This is a genomic window from Trinickia sp. (assembly GCF_036503415.1).
Taxonomy (GTDB): Bacteria; Pseudomonadota; Gammaproteobacteria; order Burkholderiales; family Burkholderiaceae; genus Trinickia.
The window spans coordinates 39,696-55,430 of record NZ_DASXWY010000159.1; the positions used below are offsets into that span (position 1 = coordinate 39,696).

Sequence of the window (15,735 nt, forward strand, 5' to 3'; positions counted from 1 at the left end):
GCGCGCAAAGGAACACACACACTATGGACTTGCTGACGATATTCGGCGCGCTGCTGGGCACGGCCGCGATTGGTACGGGTTTTTGGCTGGAAGGCGGGCATTTCTCGACGCTCTTTCAGCTCGAGGCCTTCGTCATCGTGCTCGGCGGTACGCTGAGCGCGGTGATGATCCAGAATACCTGGGCCCGCTTTTTCGACGGCATCAAGCAACTGCATCTCGCGTTCATGAAACCGCGGACCGTCGATCGCGAGAGCCTGTCGGTCCTGCTCGAATGGGGGGATCAGGCCAAGCTCAACGGCATGCTGGCTTTCGAGTCGCTCGATACGAGCGGCATCAACCCGTTTGCGCGGCGCGGCCTCGAGCTGCTCGCGAACGGTGTCTCGACCGCGGTGCTCGAAGACGCGTTGCAACGCGAACTCGCCTCCTACGAGCGTAATCGAATGGCCGCGGCACGCATCTGGCAGCAGGCCGGCGGTTACGCGCCGACGTTCGGCATCCTCGGTGCCGTGCTCGGGCTGGTGCATGTCACGGGCCATCTGCTCGAACCGGCTCAGCTCGGGGCCGGCATTGCCGCGGCCTTTACCGCGACGCTCTACGGACTGGCGATCGCCAATATCGTGTTCCTGCCGCTTTACGGCAAGATCAAGGCGCAAGTCGAAAGCGAGCTGCGCTTCAGGCGGCTTTACCTCGATGGCTTGCTCGCAATCTCGCGCAAGGAATCGCCTCAGACGATCGAAACGCGTCTTGCCGGCGAAGTCCGCGAGCGCTCCGCCGAGCTTTTGGCCTGATCGGCCGTCCGTACCGGCTTTTCCCGGTTGTCGGGCAGCCGCACCGCTTTGACGAGGTTTTCGTGCCATGAACATTTTCGCGGGGGGCAAGCGCCTGGCGTCCGACATCGGCGGGCACGAGCGCGGGGAAGACAGTGACGAACACTCGGAGCGCTGGCTTATTTCCTACGCCGATCTCATCACCACGTTGATGGTGTTTTTCCTGGCGCTGTACGTGTTGCAGCTTGCTCGGTACCGCGAGCTCGAGAGCAAGGCGTTCGAACAGCGCATCGTGAAACAACACGAGCAGGCGGCCGCGGCCAATGCGGCCAATGCCCGCGACGGCGTGCGTGAGGGCGCAAAAAAGACGTTGATGGCATTGCTGAAGCCTTTCGGCGATAGCGGTCAGATCGCCATGGTCGATACGCCGCAAGGGCTCGAAATCGCAATCAACGCCCGGGTTCTGTTCAATTCGGGCGATGCACGGTTGTTGCCCGATTCGTTCGCGGTGCTGACCGAGGTTGCCCACGTGCTGGCCGATCATTCCACCCGCAACGTGCTCGTCGAGGGGCACAGCGACAGCGTTCCGATTTCCAACGCGAAGTACGCGTCGAATTGGGAGCTGTCATCGGCTCGCGCCGGGGCCGTCGTGCGCTTTCTCGTCGACAAGGGCGTTGCCCCGCATCGATTGTCCGCCGTCGGCCGGGCCGACAACGATCCCCTCGTGCTCGGCAGCGACGAGGCGGCCCGCGCGGCGAACCGGCGCGTGACGGTTCTCGTTCAATACTGAAGCGGGGCGCGCGCGGTAGTTTTTGCCGCCTCGGCGATCCGGCCCCAGTCGATGCCCGCGCTTTTGCTGCGGGCATCGTAGTTTTAGCGGCCCGCGCGCGTAGGAAACCGCTGACAAGCCTGCCTCCACGTATTACGTGCGGTTCAGCGTCGGCTGATTTGCTTCGGCGTTCGTCTGACCGATACTTTGGTCACAGGAAACCGGTTGTTCTTGCAGCCGATCCGATTCGAAGGCGTCCGCCGGAGGAGATTGAAATGAGCCGCATAGCGCAAGACCTGCTCGAACTGAAGCGCCTCACGCAGGGCGGCGCCGGTGCACTGACGCAGCACCTGCTGCGCGAAGTGGCTGCGAATCTCATCGCATTTGGGGTAGCCGACCTACGCAGCGGCGGCTGACACGCTCAGCCCGGCGACGCAAACGTTTGCGTGCTGCGCCGCGTCGTGCAAAAGGACATTGGAACATCCCGCGTCAGGCGGGGAAGAACCAGGCAATCAGGGAATCTAACAACAGAGCAGCAAACCCGGATAGAAGCAGAGGAAAGCTATGAACGCGTTTAATAACCATGAATCGATCCGCGAAATCAATCTGTCGTATCTGACGCTCGTGCAGCGGTTGCTGCGCGAGGACCGTAACGAAGGTATGGCGAAGCTGGGCTTGACGGCTTCATTGGCGGAAGTGCTGTCGGGTCTTTCGCCGGAGCAAACCTTGAAGCTTGCGTCGCGCGATCAACTCGTCTGCTTCTTCCGCTTGAACGGAGATGCCATGCTGGGCGCCCTTGGTACGCCCGCGGCAGCCAAGCCCGTCGCTCAGGAGCCGGCGCAAGCGCTCGCTGCCTGAGCGCGCCGGTGTGAATCCTCTGGTCCGTCGTGGAGGTTGGTAGCCGAGCATTTCAGCGCTCGCTCGGAAACCGCGGTACCGCGCGACGGACTCTACCTGCCCGCCCTTGTCGGCGGGCTTTTTTTTTCGGCCGCTCACTGTTGCGCGCCGGCCTCGAACCACGCCGCTAGCTTCGCTCGCTCGTCGTCGGTCATGTGGGTGACATTGCCGAGCGGCATCGACTTCAACTGAACGGCCTGTTGGTAGATACGCTGCGCGTTTTGCTCGATCTGCTCGTGGGTATCGAACATGACGCCCGCGGGCGCGCTACCCATCAAACTTGGATGCGCCGAGTGGCAGGCTACGCACCGGCCCTGCAAGATGGGTGCGATATCCGCGACGCGCAGCGCGCTCGCCTGAGCCGCCTGGGCTTGCGGCGCGACCGATCGCGGCATCGTCCATACGAGCGCGATCAATACGAGCGCAATCCCGGAGGCCGGCAGATACCAGCGTGCCTCGCCGCGATGACGCATCACGAAGAACTGCCGGATCAATGCCCCCGCGAGCATGATGAGTGCGAGCACCGCCCAGTTATAAGGATGGGCGTAGGTCATCGCGTAGTGGTTCGATAGCATCGCGAAAACGACGGGCAGCGTGAAATAGGTGTTGTGCACCGAGCGCTGTTTGCCGCGCTTGCCGTAGATCGGGTCGGGGGTCTGCCGCTTCAGCATGGCGTCGACCATCTTGCGTTGCCCCGGGATGATCACGAAGATCACGTTGGCCGACATGATCGTCGCGAGCATCGCGCCGACGATGAGATAGGCTGCGCGGCCGGCGAAGACGTGGCAAGCGAGCCAGATCGCCGCGAGCACATACGCGCCTACGCATAGGCCGAGCAGCCGATCGTTCGAGCCGAGTACACGGCACAGCGAATCGTAGACGATCCAGCCTGCGGCGAGAAAACCGAGCGCCGAAGCGATCGCCACGACCGGCCCCATGTCGAGCACATTGCGATCGATCAGATAGGTGCCCGGTGCAAACAGATAGAGCACGGTAAAAAGCGCGAAGCCTGACATCCACGTGGTGTAGGACGGCCACTTCGACCAATGCAGATGGTCGGGCAACGCCGGGGGGGCGACCATGTATTTCTGCATGTTGTAGAAACCGCCGCCATGTACGTGCCAGAGCTCGCCCGACACGCCGCGTGCGGCGAGGGCCGCGTCTTTCGGTTTTTTGAGGCTGTTGTCGAGTGCCACGAAGTAAAACGACTCGCCGATCCAGGCGATCGCGACAACGACATGAAACCAGCGGATCGCGAGATTGAGCCAGTCGGTTACGAAACCTGCCATGAAGTGTCTCCAGCGTTCGATTGCGATCGTCGCGGCGCGTCAACTGCCGCGATAGGTGCTGTACGCCCACGGCGAAACGAGGAGCGGCACGTGATAATGAGCCGCCGCATCCGCCACGCCGAAGCGCAGTACGACGCGATCGACGAAGCGTGGTTGCGGTAGGGCAACGCCGGCCGCGGCGAAGTAATCGCCTGCATGAAAGACGAGCTCGTACTCGCCTCTCGCGAACGCGCCGCCTTCGACGAGCGGCGCATCGCAGCGGCCGTCCGCATTGGTGACAGCGGTGGCGACGAGCGCGCGGCTATCGTCGCCGCCGAGCGCGAACAGTTCGATCCTGATGCCGGCGCCGGGCCGGCCGTGCGCGGTGTCGAGCACGTGTGTGGTGAGTTGTCCCATCGCATGCGGTCCTGAGTTCGTATGTCGGCATTCTAAAAAGTCGAAACGCTGCGTGCGCGACCGATAGGAAAGATAATGGCGCTCGCATGACGCGCGGCAGGGATGGAGCCGGACTCGCGCCGGCGAGGACGACTATATCGTAGCCGTGAAGGTGGGTATCGCAGGTGGACCTATTGCCACCGCTATTTTGGCCCTCGATCGTTAGGGCCTGTCTCCATAGGGAGCGTACATGCCCGATCAGTCAGGCGCCGGAGCAGCTGCGCCGCGGCCCGCAACGCTACTCGTCAAGCATGCCGACGTGCTCGTGACGATGGACGGGGCGCGCCGCGAACTGCGCGATGCGGGGCTTTTTATCGAAGGCAACCGGATCGCCGCCGTCGGGCCGACGAGCGAATTGCCGGGCGGCGCGGACGTAGTGCTCGATTTGGCCGGCCACCTCGTGATGCCCGGTCTCGTCAACACTCACCACCACATGTATCAGAGCTTGACCCGAGCAGTCCCCGCGGCGCAAAACGCGGAACTGTTCGGTTGGCTCAAGAGCCTTTACCGCATCTGGGCGCATCTGACACCGGAGATGATCGAAGTCTCGGCGCTGACGGCAATGGCGGAGCTCGTGCTCTCAGGATGCACGACATCGAGCGATCATCTTTATTTGTACCCGAACGGCAGCCGGCTCGACGACAGCATTGCGGCGGCGACACGCATCGGCATGCGCTTTCACGCGAGCCGGGGCAGCATGAGCGTGGGCGAGAAGGACGGCGGCTTGCCACCGGATGCCCTCGTCGAGGACGAGGGCGCGATTCTGACGGATACGCGGCGCCTCATCGAGACCTATCACGACGCCGGCCGCTACGCGATGCTGCGTATCGCGGTCGCCCCGTGCTCGCCGTTTTCGGTGAGCCGCGATCTGATGCGCGAATCGGCGGCGCTCGCGCGGGCATACGGCGTCTCGCTGCATACGCATCTGGCCGAAAACGTCGACGACGTGGCTTATACACGCGAACGCTTCGGCATGACGCCCGCCGAGTATGCCGAGGACCTCGGCTGGGTCGGCCCGGACGTGTGGCATGCGCACTGCGTGCAACTCGACGAGGCAGGTATCGGGTGCTTCGCACACACACGCACGGGCGTTGCCCATTGCCCATGCTCGAACATGCGGCTCGCATCGGGTATCGCCCCGATCCGGGCCATGCGCGACGCTGGCGTGCCGGTGGGACTGGGCGTCGATGGTTCGGCCTCGAACGACGGCGCACAGATGGTGGCCGAGGCCCGGCAGGCCATGCTGCTCCAGCGCGTGGGCTTCGGCCCCAATGCAATGAGTGCGCGGGAGGCGCTGGAACTCGCCACGCTCGGTGGGGCCGCGGTGCTCGGGCGAGACGATATTGGCGCACTCGCCCCCGGCATGGCGGCCGATTTCGCGGCCTTCGACCTGCGTCAACCGGGCTTCGCGGGCGGGCTGCACGACCCCGTGGCGGCACTGGTTTTTTGCGCTCCGTCCCCGGCTGCATGGAGCGTGATCGACGGGAAGGTGGTCGTGCGCGAAGGGCTGCTCGAAACGCTCGAACTGGCGCCGCTTATCGCGCGGCACAACGCGCTCGCGCGCAGCCTCGCGCAAGCGGCGCGCTGAATGCGCGCGGCGTTGCGCGAAGGGGCGCTACGCTGTATCAAGCCGCATCGCCGACGAGCGAGCGCGTGGCGTCGGCGACTACGCTGCGCAACCAGCGCACTTCGTCGGAGTAGTGCGAGCGTTCGTGCCAGAGCTGGTAGTACTGCATCGGCGGAAAGTCGAGCGGCGCCGGCAGCACGGTGAGCGGCAGAAACTTCGCGTAGTGATCGGCGAAGAGCCGCGTGGTCGTGAAGATCAGATCGGACTTCACGAGCACGTAGGGCGCGAGATTGAAGTAAGGCAGCGTGACGACGACGTGGCGTTTGAGCCGCTCGCGCGCGAGATGCACGTCGATGGCGCCGCGCTGTCCGACCGAATAAGGCGACGGCGCGAGATGCGGGGCGTTCAGGTATTGATCGAGTGTCAGCGCGCCGCGCTTGGCAAACGGATGGGTCTTGCTCATGACGCAGACGATCTCGTCGATGAACAGATTCGAGAGATGCAATTGCTCGGGCGGCTCGGGCCAGTTGCCGACGACGACGTCGAGCTTGCCTTCCTCGAGCGCGAGTTCGTAGTCGAAAGCGGGGCCGAGCGAATGGAACTCGAGCTGCGCGTTCGGTGCGGCTTGCCGGAAGCGCTCGACGACGGTCGGGACGAACAGCACGTTCAGGTAGTCGGGGCAGCCGATGCGGTAGCAACGAATGGAGGTGGCCGGATCGAAATTATGTTGCTGAAAGCGGATTCGCTCGATTTCGCGTAGCGCGTTCTGCACGGGCTCGAGCAGCTTCAGGCCGTATTCGGTCGGCACCATGCCGGATTTGCCGCGCACGAGCAGCGGATCGCCTGTGATGTCGCGCAAGCGGCGCAGCGCGGCGCTGATCGCGGGCTGGGACTGATTGAGCTTGACGGCGGCGCGCGTCACGCTGCGCTCCATCAAGAGGGTATGCAGGACGCGCAGCAGGTAAGTGTCGATCGCCTCGCGTTGCTGACTCATGTTCTCTCCGTTTTCCGTATATTGAGCGGCTGATCGATCGGGGGCGGGGATATCAGGCTTTTAATATGTGCATAAATTCGCGTCAAGCGAGGAATGCGTCGGGTTCCCCTTCGATTTTGTCGGCTCGACGGTACGCCGGGATTTGGGTATCGTCGGACCACGGCGATGCACGCGGGCCGCGGCGGCCAGGCGATTAACTTATGAGCGATCTTTCCTTTTCAGAGAACGGATTCGACGATGCGGCGGCGCCGCGCACACCGCGCCTCGCACTTCACGGTATCAGCAAGCAGTATCCGGGCGTGCGTGCCAACGACGGCGTCGATCTCGTCGTCGCGCCGGGCGAGATTCACGCGGTGCTCGGCGAAAACGGCGCGGGCAAGAGCACGCTGATGAAGATCATCTATGGCGCGGTGCGGCCCGATGCCGGGGAAATCCGCTGGGAGGGGGCGGCGGTCGAGATCGCGAGCCCCGCGGCGGCGCGCAAGCTCGGCATCGGGATGGTGTTCCAGCACTTCTCGCTGTTCGAAACGCTGACCGTGGCCGAAAACATCGCGCTCGCGCTCGACGAACCGTTCGACCTTGCCGCGCTCGCGAAACGGATTCGCGACGTCTCGCACGAGTACGGGCTCGACATCGATCCCGCGCGGCATGTGGCGAGCCTGGCAGTCGGCGAGCGGCAACGTGTCGAGATCGTCCGGTGCCTGTTACAGCATCCGCGCCTGCTGATCATGGACGAGCCGACTTCCGTGTTGACGCCGCAGGCGGTCCAGAAACTGTTCGAAACGCTGCGGCGTCTTGCCGCTCAGGGCTGCAGCATTCTCTATATCAGCCACAAACTCGACGAAATCCAGGCGCTCTGCGATACGGCGACCGTGATGCGCGGCGGCCGCGTGACCGGTCGCGTCCGGCCGCGCGACGAAACACATGCGTCGCTCGCGCAGTTGATGGTCGGCCATTCGCTGCCGGACTACACGCGCCGGCCCCATACGCCGGGGGCGGTGCTGCTCTCGGTCAGGGACCTCTCGGTTGCGAGCAACGATCCGTTCGGCACGTCGCTCGCCGGCGTCTCGTTCGACGTGCACGAGGGCGAAATTTTCGGCATCGCCGGCGTGTCGGGCAACGGGCAGGCCGAGCTGCTCGCGGCGCTGTCCGGCGAGGGCAATGGCGCGGTCGCTGCCGACGCGGTGATGCTGTGCGGCAAACCCGCGGGGCGGCTTTCGCCCGCCGCGCGCCGGCGGCTCGGTTTCGCGTTCGTCCCGGAAGAGCGGCTCGGGCGCGGCGCGGTACCCGCCATGTCGTTGGCGGAAAACGCGTTGCTGACGGCGCATCGCGACGCGCGCATGGTGCGGCATGGCTGGATTGGCGCCCGGACGATGCGCGCCTTCGCCAAGCGGTGCATCGAGATGTTCGACGTCCGATGCGGCGGGCCTGATGCGCTCGCGCAATCGCTCTCCGGCGGCAATCTGCAAAAGTTCATCGTCGGACGCGAGATTCTGCTTTCGCCGAAGGTGCTCGTCGTGGCGCAGCCGACCTGGGGCGTCGATGTCGGCGCGTCGGCGTTCATCCGTCAGCAGTTGCTCGATCTGTCGGCGAGGGGCGTCGCCGTGCTCGTCGTATCGGAGGAGCTCGACGAGCTCTTCGATATCTGCGATCGCATCGCGGTATTGGCGGGCGGGCGGCTGTCGCCGGCGCGTAAATCCGACGAGACGCACGCCGAAGAGATCGGCCGCTGGATGGCGGGCCTGTTCGGCGATCGGGGCGCAGCGCCGTCGGAGCCGCAGCCGGCGCATAGCTGAGTCCAATAGCCGTCGCCGGCGCATAGCGCTCGCAACCGATACGACAAACGATACCGACCACGACCGTTCGACCATGCCATTTCCTTACCGACTCGAAGCCCGCACAGCGCCCTCCCATACGATGCGGCTTGCGGTGCCGCTCATCGCGGCGGCGCTGACGCTCGTTATCGGATTCGCCATCTTCGGGCTCGTCGGCCGCGATCCGGCCGTCGCCATGCGCGCCTTTTTCATCGATCCGCTCTCGAGCGTCAACGGCTGGTCCGAACTCTTCCTCAAAGCGTCGCCGCTTTGTCTGATCGGCCTGGGACTCGCGCTCGGCTACCGAGCCAACGTCTGGAATATCGGCGCGGAAGGACAAATGCTGGCGGGCGGCATCGCCGCAAGCGGCGTGGCGATTCATTTCGATCAGGCGAGCGGCGCGTGGATCCTGCCTCTCATGATGGCGGCAGGCGTGCTTGGCGGCATGGCTTGGGCGGCGATACCGGCTTTCCTCAAAAGCCGGTTCAACACCAGCGAAATTCTCACGAGCCTCATGCTGACCTATGTCGCCACCCAGTTGCTGATCTTCCTGGTGAGCGGTCCCTGGCGCGACCCGCAAGGCATGAACTTTCCGATCTCGGAGATGTTTTCGGGCGATGCGCTCTATCCGACGTTCGGCGGGGATTGGCATTGGAAGTTCATGCGCGGCACGCGTCTGAATGCGTCGATCTTCATAACGGCCGCGGCGGTTCCGCTCGTCTGGCTTTTCATGCGCAAGAGCTTTGCGGGGTTCCGCATGAACGTGGGCGGGCTCGCGCCGCTGGCCGCGCGCTATGCGGGGTTCTCGGAGGGCCGCACGATCTGGACCTCGCTGCTCGTGAGCGGCGCGCTTGCCGGTCTGGCCGGCATGGGCGAAATCGCCGGACCGATAGGTCAATTGCAGGCGAGCTGGTCGCCGGGCTACGGGTTCACGGCCATCATCGTCGTCTTCGTCGGGCGGCTTCATCCGGTCGGCATCGTTTTCGCGAGCCTCTTGATGGCGTTGCTTTATCTCGGCGGCGAGGCCGTCCAGACCTCGCTGCAACTGCCGCAGGCGCTCAGCGGCGTGTTTCAGGGGCTGCTGCTCTTTTGCCTGCTCGGAGCCGATTTGTTCGTGAACTACCGCGTGCGGCGCGTCGCGCTTGCCGGGCAAACCTGAGCCCCGCGCCAACCCGTCAGCCCATCAACCGATCAACGATTCAACGATTCAACGATGAACATCGATCAAATCAGTAATCTCGCCGCGAGCGCGGTCGTGGCCGCGATTCCGTTGATGTATGCGGGGCTCGGCGAGCTCGTGACCGAAAAGTCGGGGGTGCTCAACCTCGGCGTCGAAGGCATGATGCTGATGGGCGCGGTAAGCGGTTATGCCGTGACGGCGACGACGAACAACGCGTGGCTCGGGGTGGCCGCCGCGATCGGTGCCGGCGCCGCCATGGCACTGCTGTTCGCCTTTCTCACGCTGACGATGCTGGCCAATCAAGTGGCGACGGGACTCTCGCTGACGATCTTCGGTATCGGGCTGTCGGCCTACGTGGGCAAGCCCTACACTTCGGCGGCGGCGCACACGACGATCGCGGCGTGGCCGATTCCCGGCCTCGCGCATGTGCCGGTGCTGGGGCCGTCGGTCTTTACACTGACGCCCCTCGGCTACCTTGCGTTCGCCCTGTTTGGCGCCGTTGCATGGTTCCTCTACCGCACGCGTGCGGGGCTCGTATTGCGTTCGGTCGGCGAATCGCCGCAAGTGGCCCACTCGGTCGGCTTTTCGGTCGTTGGCGTGCGCTACGGCGCGACGGTTTTCGGCGGCGGCATGGCCGGGCTCGCGGGCGGCTATTACTCGATCGTCTATTTGCAGCTCTGGCAGGAGCAATTGACGTCGGGGCGCGGCTGGATCGCGCTGGCGCTCGTGGTGTTCGCCACGTGGCGGCCTTGGCGGCTACTGGTCGGCGCGCTGCTCTTCGGTGCCGTGACCGGTCTTCAGTTTTACGCGCAAGGTGCGGGCGTGCCGGTGCCGACACAGTTTCTCGCGATGTTGCCCTACCTGGCGACGATCGTCGTGCTCGCTGTGATCTCGCGCAATCCGAACACGATCAAGCTCAATGCGCCAGCGTCGCTCGGCAAGCCGTTCTTCGCCGCGGGGTGAAGGCCGCGTTTCGCCGGGCGCGCGAACCTATCGCATGAAAACCGCTTCAATCCACACAAACGGAGAAATTCGATGAGAAGAAAAATGTCGACCACGCTCGCCGGTGCATTCGCGCTCGCGCTGGCCTGTGCCTTCGGCACAACGGCGCAGGCCGCGGATGCGCCGGGCGTGGCGTTCGTCTACCTCGGCAATCCGGGCGACGCGGGATGGACCTATGCGCACGATCAAGGTTCGAAGGAAGCCGAAGCCAAGTTCGGAAGCAAGATCAAAGTGACGCGTGTCGAGAACGTGCCTGAATCGGCCGATTCCGAACGCGTCTTTCGCGACCTGGCGAACAAGGGCAACAAGATCATCATCGGCACGAGCTTCGGCTATCAGGACTTCGAGCTGAAAGTCGCGAAAGATTTCCCCGATACCGTCTTTCTCCACGCCACCGGTTACAAAAAGGCGCCCAATTTCGGCACCTATGATGTGCGAATGTACCAGGGCGCCTACCTGGCCGGCGTGGTCGCCGGCTATGTGACCAAAACGAATACGCTCGGCTTCGTCGCCTCGGTGCCCATTCCGGAAGTGGTCCGCAACATCAATGCTTACACGCTCGGTGCCCGCTCGGTGAATCCGAAGATCCATACGAAGGTCATCTGGATCAACAGCTGGTTCGATCCGGGCAAGGAAAAGCAGGCGGCCGAAACGCTGATCGGTCAAGGGGCCGATGTGCTGCTGCAAAACACGGATTCGAGCGCGACGCTTGCAACGGCGGAGGCCCGGAAAGTCCATGCCTTCGGTTGGGACTCGGACATGAAGAAGTTCGGACCCGATGCGCATCTGGGTTCGGTGGTGGCGCACTGGGGTGTCTATTACTCGGCCGCGATTGCGCAGGTACTCGACGGCAAGTGGAAGAACGAGCCTGTCTGGTGGGGCATTCCGCAAAAGGCGGTCAATCTCGAAGACCTCAATACGGCGGCGATTCCGGCCGAGGCGCAAAAGAAAGTCGAGGCCAAGCGCGGCGAAATCGCCGGCGGCAAATGGGACGTCTTCAGCGGGCCGATCAAGGATCAGTCCGGGGCGGTGAAAGTCCCGGCGGGCAAGGCGCTTGCCGACACCGAACTGCAGCGGCTCAATTGGTATGTCGAAGGCGTCGAGGGGACGCTGCCGAAATAAGAAGGCTCACCGGGGGGCGTGCCGTTGCCGCGCGGCCCCCGGGTGACCCGGCGGTATTGGGCGCTGAAGCCGAGCGTCAATCGTCCAGACGCATGCCGACCTTGAGCGAGACTTGCCAGTGCGCAATGGCGCCATTCGACAGATGCCCGCGAATCTCGGTCACCTGAAACCAGTCGAGGTTGCGCAGGGTCTTCGTGGCGCGTTCAAGGGCGCAACGGATGGCATCGTCGCTCGATTTCGTCGACGAGCCCGTGAGCTCGATCTGCTTGTAGACGTGGTCGTTCATGAGAGACTCCGTTCTTGGCGGGAAAAGAAAGTATAGGCAGCGCTGACGCGCGCCATGCGACTGAATCCGGCGACAGCGCGCAAGCGAACAAATGCTGCAGGCATGCGCCAAGCGCGAGACGCGGCCGCCATGGCCGAAGGCGCAGGGTCCGTTCCAAGGCTCTGGAGGGAAAAGGGGGAACGATGGATATCGGATTTTGCGGCGCGGGTCTCATGGGAGGCCCGATGGTGCGTCGCCTGTTGCAGGCGGGTCACCGGGTCTGGGTCTGGAATCGCACGCCCGGGAAGGCGCAGGCGCTGCTGGCTGCCGGCGCGCACCGTGTGGAGACACCGCGCGAGCTGACGGATCGCGTGGATGCCGTTTTCCTGTGCGTATCGGACGCGCACGCTGTCGGCGAAGTCGTCTTCGGTCTCGGCGGCATACTCGGCGAAGACTGTGCCGACGCCGGGGCGGGCCGGATCCGGCATATCGTCGACCATTCGAGCATCCCACCGGCCGCCACGCGCGACTATGCGGCCCGCGCAGCCCGGCTCGGCGTGGCCTGGATCGACGCACCGGTCTCCGGCGGCGTGCCCGGCGCCGAAGCCGGAACGCTCGCTGTCATGGCGGGAGGCGCGGCGGATGACATCGATTTACTGACGCCCGTGATCGCTGCCTATGCGGCACGCGTGACGCGGATGGGCGAGGTCGGAGCCGGGCAGACGACGAAGCTGTGCAATCAGGCCATCGTCTGCGCAACCGTCGCGGCGATTGCCGAAGCCGTGGGGTTGGCCGAGCGCAGCGGCATCGATGCCGCGCGGTTGCCCGAAGCGCTCGCGGGGGGCTGGGCCGATTCGGTGCTGCTACGCACGTTCGTGCCGCGCATGACCGGGACGGGACATACGCCGCTCGGTTCGTTGAAAACCTTTCAGAAAGATATCGACACGATAGCCGATGCCGCCCGCGACGCCGGTGCCGTGATGCCGGTGGTAAGCGAAGTGCAGCAGATCGTGCGGCTCGGCGCCGCGATGGGGCTGGCCAACGCCGATCTCGCGGCGTTCATCGACGTGGTCCACCCACGTCGGGCGTAAGCCAGGAGGCGCGAGCGCCGCGAGCGTCGGCGCTGTCAGCGCAGCGATCGCGGGGTGGCGTCCCCGGCGTTCTGGCGGCGCGGGCCGCGCTCCGTCACGGCGGCGCCGAACTCCGGAAGAATGCGAGCGCGGGCACGGCTCGCGAACACGAGAAAGCCGAAGCCGTTGGCTTCATACCAGTAGCCACCGTTCTCGAGACCGTCGAGCGGCTGTTCGAGCGCGTTTGCGATCGACTCGATGCAGCGGCGCCGCAAATCGTCGACTGCGGGATAGGGCGGTTGCGCGCCGCGGACGCTGCAAAGCAGGACATCGAGCCCGGGTAGCACATGAGCATAGAGCACGGGCTCGTCCTGGGCTCGTGCGCGTGCGATCTTCGTGTCGAGCTGACAGAAAGGTTTGAACTGCCGCAACACGGCAAGAAAGGACTCCTCGCTCGGGGCGCTTGCGCGCCGGCGCTTTCTCGGGAAGGACATAAACATTCGCCTGAAAAAGAATTGCAAGAAAGACAGCGTCCTCATGCGACCACTCCCGGCTCTCGCGCGCCGCACGTCGATCTTTTATAGCATACGGATACGGCGTCTTCACGATCGGCGCATGCTTCATGCAAATCGTGCCCCGTATGCAGTGGCGCAAGCGTGCGAGACTCGCGTCCCCACACTCGCCCGACATCTATGCCAATAATAGGCCCGTGTATCGTGCGCGTGCTCATCGAATTGAGAAAAAATGGCGATTTTGCGTACGCTCGCGCCTCTTCGGGCGCGTTGAAATATCGTTCGGCTGCGACGATAATGGGGCGGTTCACGTTCCTCTCGGCCGCAAGGGCCGTGCCGCGGCGCAGCCACGATCGATCTGCGGCGCGCGGTTCGGAGCAAGAGGAGACAGGAGAGGGCCGCTAAGGACACATGAAACTGTTCACGAAGGGGCTGCTGCTGATCGCGGTGCCGAGCGTCGTCGAACTGGCATTGCTCGGCATGTTGTCGAAGACTCAGGAGCAGACGTCGCAGGCCGCGCAGTGGGCAGCGCACAGTAAGCAGGTTCTCTATCAGGCGTCGGTGATCGCCGATCCGCTCTTGCGCGCGGCGTCCCGCGTGCGCGCGGGGCTCATCGCAGGCGACCCCGCGTTTATCGACCGTCGCACGGTCTGGGTCGACCTGGGCGATCGGCTGGCGCAACTCGAGCGGTTCGTCGGCGACGATCCGCTTCAGGTGGAGCGCGTGCGGCGCATGCGCGAAGCGGTCAATGCCTATCGCGCGCAGGCCGACGCAGTCTACGCCGCACTGCGCAGCGGGCGGCGGATTCGGCTCGCGTCGGTCGAAGACTCGCCGCTGCCGGAGCCCATCCGGGTTTTTCGCGACGAACTCGATGCGTTCGTCGATGCCGAATCGCGGCTGGATGCGCAGCGCAGCGCCGAGCTTTCCGCCACGCGCGACGAGCAGCGTCATGCGCTCGTGGCCGCGATTGCCGGCTCGATGCTGATTTGGGCTGTTGCGGCGCTGGGCTTCGCGGGCAATATCGGCCGCCGGCTGGCCACGCTGACTGCCAACGCCGGGCGGTTGGGCCGCGCGCAGTCGCTCGGCGCGCCGCTCGCGGGTAACGACGAGCTGGCGGAACTCGACGCCGTGCTCCATCGGACGAGCGCCCGGCTGGCGGCCGCGGACCAGGAACAGGCCACGTTGCAGCGCACGCTGGAGGCGCGCGCGCGGGAACTGACGGAGGTGAATGACAATCTGCGCCAGCAAAAGCAGGACAACGATATGTTCATCTATAGCGTCTCGCACGATTTGCGCTCGCCGCTCGTCAATTTGCAGGGCTTTTCGCGGGAGCTGCAGGTATCGTGCGATGAATTGCGCGGGATGCTGGACGACGCGCGTTTGCCCGGACCCGAGCGGGCGCGCATCTCGCACGTGCTGGATGGTAATTTGAGCGAGGCATTGCACTTTTTGCGGACCGCCGTCTCGCGCTCGGCGTCGATCATCGACGCACTGTTGCGCATTTCGCGAGCGGGGCGCCTCGAGTATCAGTGGCAGCGGGTGAGTGTGGCTCGGGCCGTGGCGCGTGTGGTGGAATCGCTGCATGCGCAGATCAGCGAGCGCGGTGTCGTGATCTCGGTCGGTGAGTTGCCCCCGGTGTGGGGCGACCCGACGGCGATCGAGCAGATTTTCGGCAACCTCATCGGTAACGCCGTCAATTATCTGGACCCGGCGCGAACGGGCCGCATTGAAATCGGTGCGCTCGAGCAGCCGCCCGCCGAGCCCGGCGAGCGTGCGACACGCATGCGCACTTATTATGTGCGTGACAACGGGCTCGGTATCCCAAAGGCCTATATGTCGAAGATGTTCAGTGCGTTCCAGCGGCTGCATGGCGATCGGACCAAGGGCGACGGCATCGGGCTCGCGCTCGTGCGGCGCGTGACCGAACGGCACGGCGGCCGCACGTGGGTCGAATCGGAGGAAGGCGTGGGGTCCACGTTTTTTGTGACACTGCCGGAACAACCAGTTCGTTCGTAATCTGTCAAAGAAAACGACAAACCAATCGAGAGGCGA

The 15,735-nt window shown here is 64.5% G+C and carries 16 protein-coding genes; 11 read left to right on the forward strand and 5 right to left on the reverse strand.

All coding sequences use genetic code 11. From position 1 onward, the window contains the following. The first annotated feature begins 23 nt into the window (after positions 1-23). The 4 genes from VGL01_RS19325 to VGL01_RS19340 all read left to right on the forward strand — a co-directional run bounded on the left by VGL01_RS19325 (position 24) and on the right by VGL01_RS19340 (position 2,394). Complete coding sequence (locus VGL01_RS19325) at positions 24-788, forward strand: flagellar motor protein (protein WP_331572170.1); 765 nt, start codon at positions 24-26, stop codon at positions 786-788. 67 nt (positions 789-855) lie between these two features. Continuing rightward, positions 856-1,557, forward strand: a complete 702-nt coding sequence (locus VGL01_RS19330) for an OmpA/MotB family protein (RefSeq protein ID WP_331572172.1) — start codon at positions 856-858, stop codon at positions 1,555-1,557. 254 nt (positions 1,558-1,811) lie between these two features. Continuing rightward, positions 1,812-1,952: a hypothetical protein gene (locus VGL01_RS19335; RefSeq protein ID WP_331572174.1), complete on the forward strand. Its 141-nt coding sequence runs from the start codon at positions 1,812-1,814 to the stop codon at positions 1,950-1,952. A gap of 148 nt (positions 1,953-2,100) precedes the next feature. After that, on the forward strand, positions 2,101-2,394 hold the full coding sequence (locus tag VGL01_RS19340; RefSeq protein WP_331572176.1) for a flagellar transcriptional regulator FlhD: 294 nt from the start codon (positions 2,101-2,103) through the stop codon (positions 2,392-2,394). Between the two features lie 134 nt (positions 2,395-2,528). Here the strand turns inward: VGL01_RS19340 and VGL01_RS19345 are convergent, their stop codons facing one another. Both VGL01_RS19345 and uraH read right to left on the reverse strand, forming a co-directional pair. Then, a complete protein-coding gene (locus tag VGL01_RS19345) occupies positions 2,529-3,722 on the reverse strand; it encodes a urate hydroxylase PuuD (RefSeq protein WP_331572177.1) in 1,194 nt (397 codons plus the stop codon). Between the two features lie 39 nt (positions 3,723-3,761). Continuing rightward, positions 3,762-4,118 carry a hydroxyisourate hydrolase gene (gene uraH, locus VGL01_RS19350; RefSeq protein ID WP_331572178.1) on the reverse strand — a complete coding sequence of 119 codons (357 nt, stop codon included), beginning with the start codon at positions 4,116-4,118 and terminating at the stop codon, positions 3,762-3,764. 229 nt (positions 4,119-4,347) lie between these two features. On the opposite strand from uraH, the gene VGL01_RS19355 reads away from it, so the two are divergent. After that, entirely contained in the window at positions 4,348-5,745 is a 1,398-nt protein-coding gene (locus VGL01_RS19355; RefSeq protein WP_331572180.1) for an 8-oxoguanine deaminase, read from the forward strand. Positions 5,746-5,782: 37 nt separating this feature from the next. On the opposite strand, the gene VGL01_RS19360 is transcribed toward VGL01_RS19355, so the two are convergent. Beyond that, positions 5,783-6,718 (reverse strand): LysR substrate-binding domain-containing protein, encoded by a 936-nt coding sequence (locus tag VGL01_RS19360; RefSeq protein ID WP_331572182.1) that lies wholly within the window; start codon positions 6,716-6,718, stop codon positions 5,783-5,785. 200 nt (positions 6,719-6,918) lie between these two features. Between VGL01_RS19360 and VGL01_RS19365 the strand changes: the two genes are divergently transcribed. The 4 genes from VGL01_RS19365 (at position 6,919) to VGL01_RS19380 (ending at position 11,836) form a co-directional block, all read left to right on the forward strand. Beyond that, a complete protein-coding gene (locus VGL01_RS19365; protein WP_331572184.1) occupies positions 6,919-8,514 on the forward strand; it encodes an ABC transporter ATP-binding protein in 1,596 nt (531 codons plus the stop codon). Positions 8,515-8,587: 73 nt separating this feature from the next. Continuing rightward, positions 8,588-9,691, forward strand: coding sequence for an ABC transporter permease (locus VGL01_RS19370; RefSeq protein WP_331572186.1), 1,104 nt, complete (start codon positions 8,588-8,590; stop codon positions 9,689-9,691). 54 nt (positions 9,692-9,745) lie between these two features. Next, a complete protein-coding gene (locus VGL01_RS19375; protein WP_331572188.1) occupies positions 9,746-10,675 on the forward strand; it encodes an ABC transporter permease in 930 nt (309 codons plus the stop codon). Between the two features lie 72 nt (positions 10,676-10,747). Continuing rightward, positions 10,748-11,836 (forward strand): BMP family ABC transporter substrate-binding protein, encoded by a 1,089-nt coding sequence (locus VGL01_RS19380; RefSeq protein ID WP_331572190.1) that lies wholly within the window; start codon positions 10,748-10,750, stop codon positions 11,834-11,836. A 76-nt stretch (positions 11,837-11,912) separates the two neighbouring features. On the opposite strand, the gene VGL01_RS19385 is transcribed toward VGL01_RS19380, so the two are convergent. Further along, positions 11,913-12,122: a dodecin gene (locus VGL01_RS19385; protein ID WP_173258142.1), complete on the reverse strand. Its 210-nt coding sequence runs from the start codon at positions 12,120-12,122 to the stop codon at positions 11,913-11,915. A gap of 182 nt (positions 12,123-12,304) precedes the next feature. Between VGL01_RS19385 and VGL01_RS19390 the strand changes: the two genes are divergently transcribed. Beyond that, the gene (locus tag VGL01_RS19390; RefSeq protein ID WP_331572192.1) at positions 12,305-13,192 is read left to right on the forward strand and encodes an NAD(P)-dependent oxidoreductase; all 888 of its coding nucleotides are present in this window, start codon (positions 12,305-12,307) and stop codon (positions 13,190-13,192) included. A 35-nt stretch (positions 13,193-13,227) separates the two neighbouring features. Here VGL01_RS19390 and VGL01_RS19395 read toward each other — a convergent pair whose 3' ends face one another. Then, on the reverse strand, positions 13,228-13,710 hold the full coding sequence (locus VGL01_RS19395; protein WP_331572195.1) for a hypothetical protein: 483 nt from the start codon (positions 13,708-13,710) through the stop codon (positions 13,228-13,230). Between the two features lie 384 nt (positions 13,711-14,094). On the opposite strand from VGL01_RS19395, the gene VGL01_RS19400 reads away from it, so the two are divergent. Next, positions 14,095-15,699: a sensor histidine kinase gene (locus VGL01_RS19400; protein WP_331572197.1), complete on the forward strand. Its 1,605-nt coding sequence runs from the start codon at positions 14,095-14,097 to the stop codon at positions 15,697-15,699. Positions 15,700-15,735 lie beyond the last annotated feature (36 nt).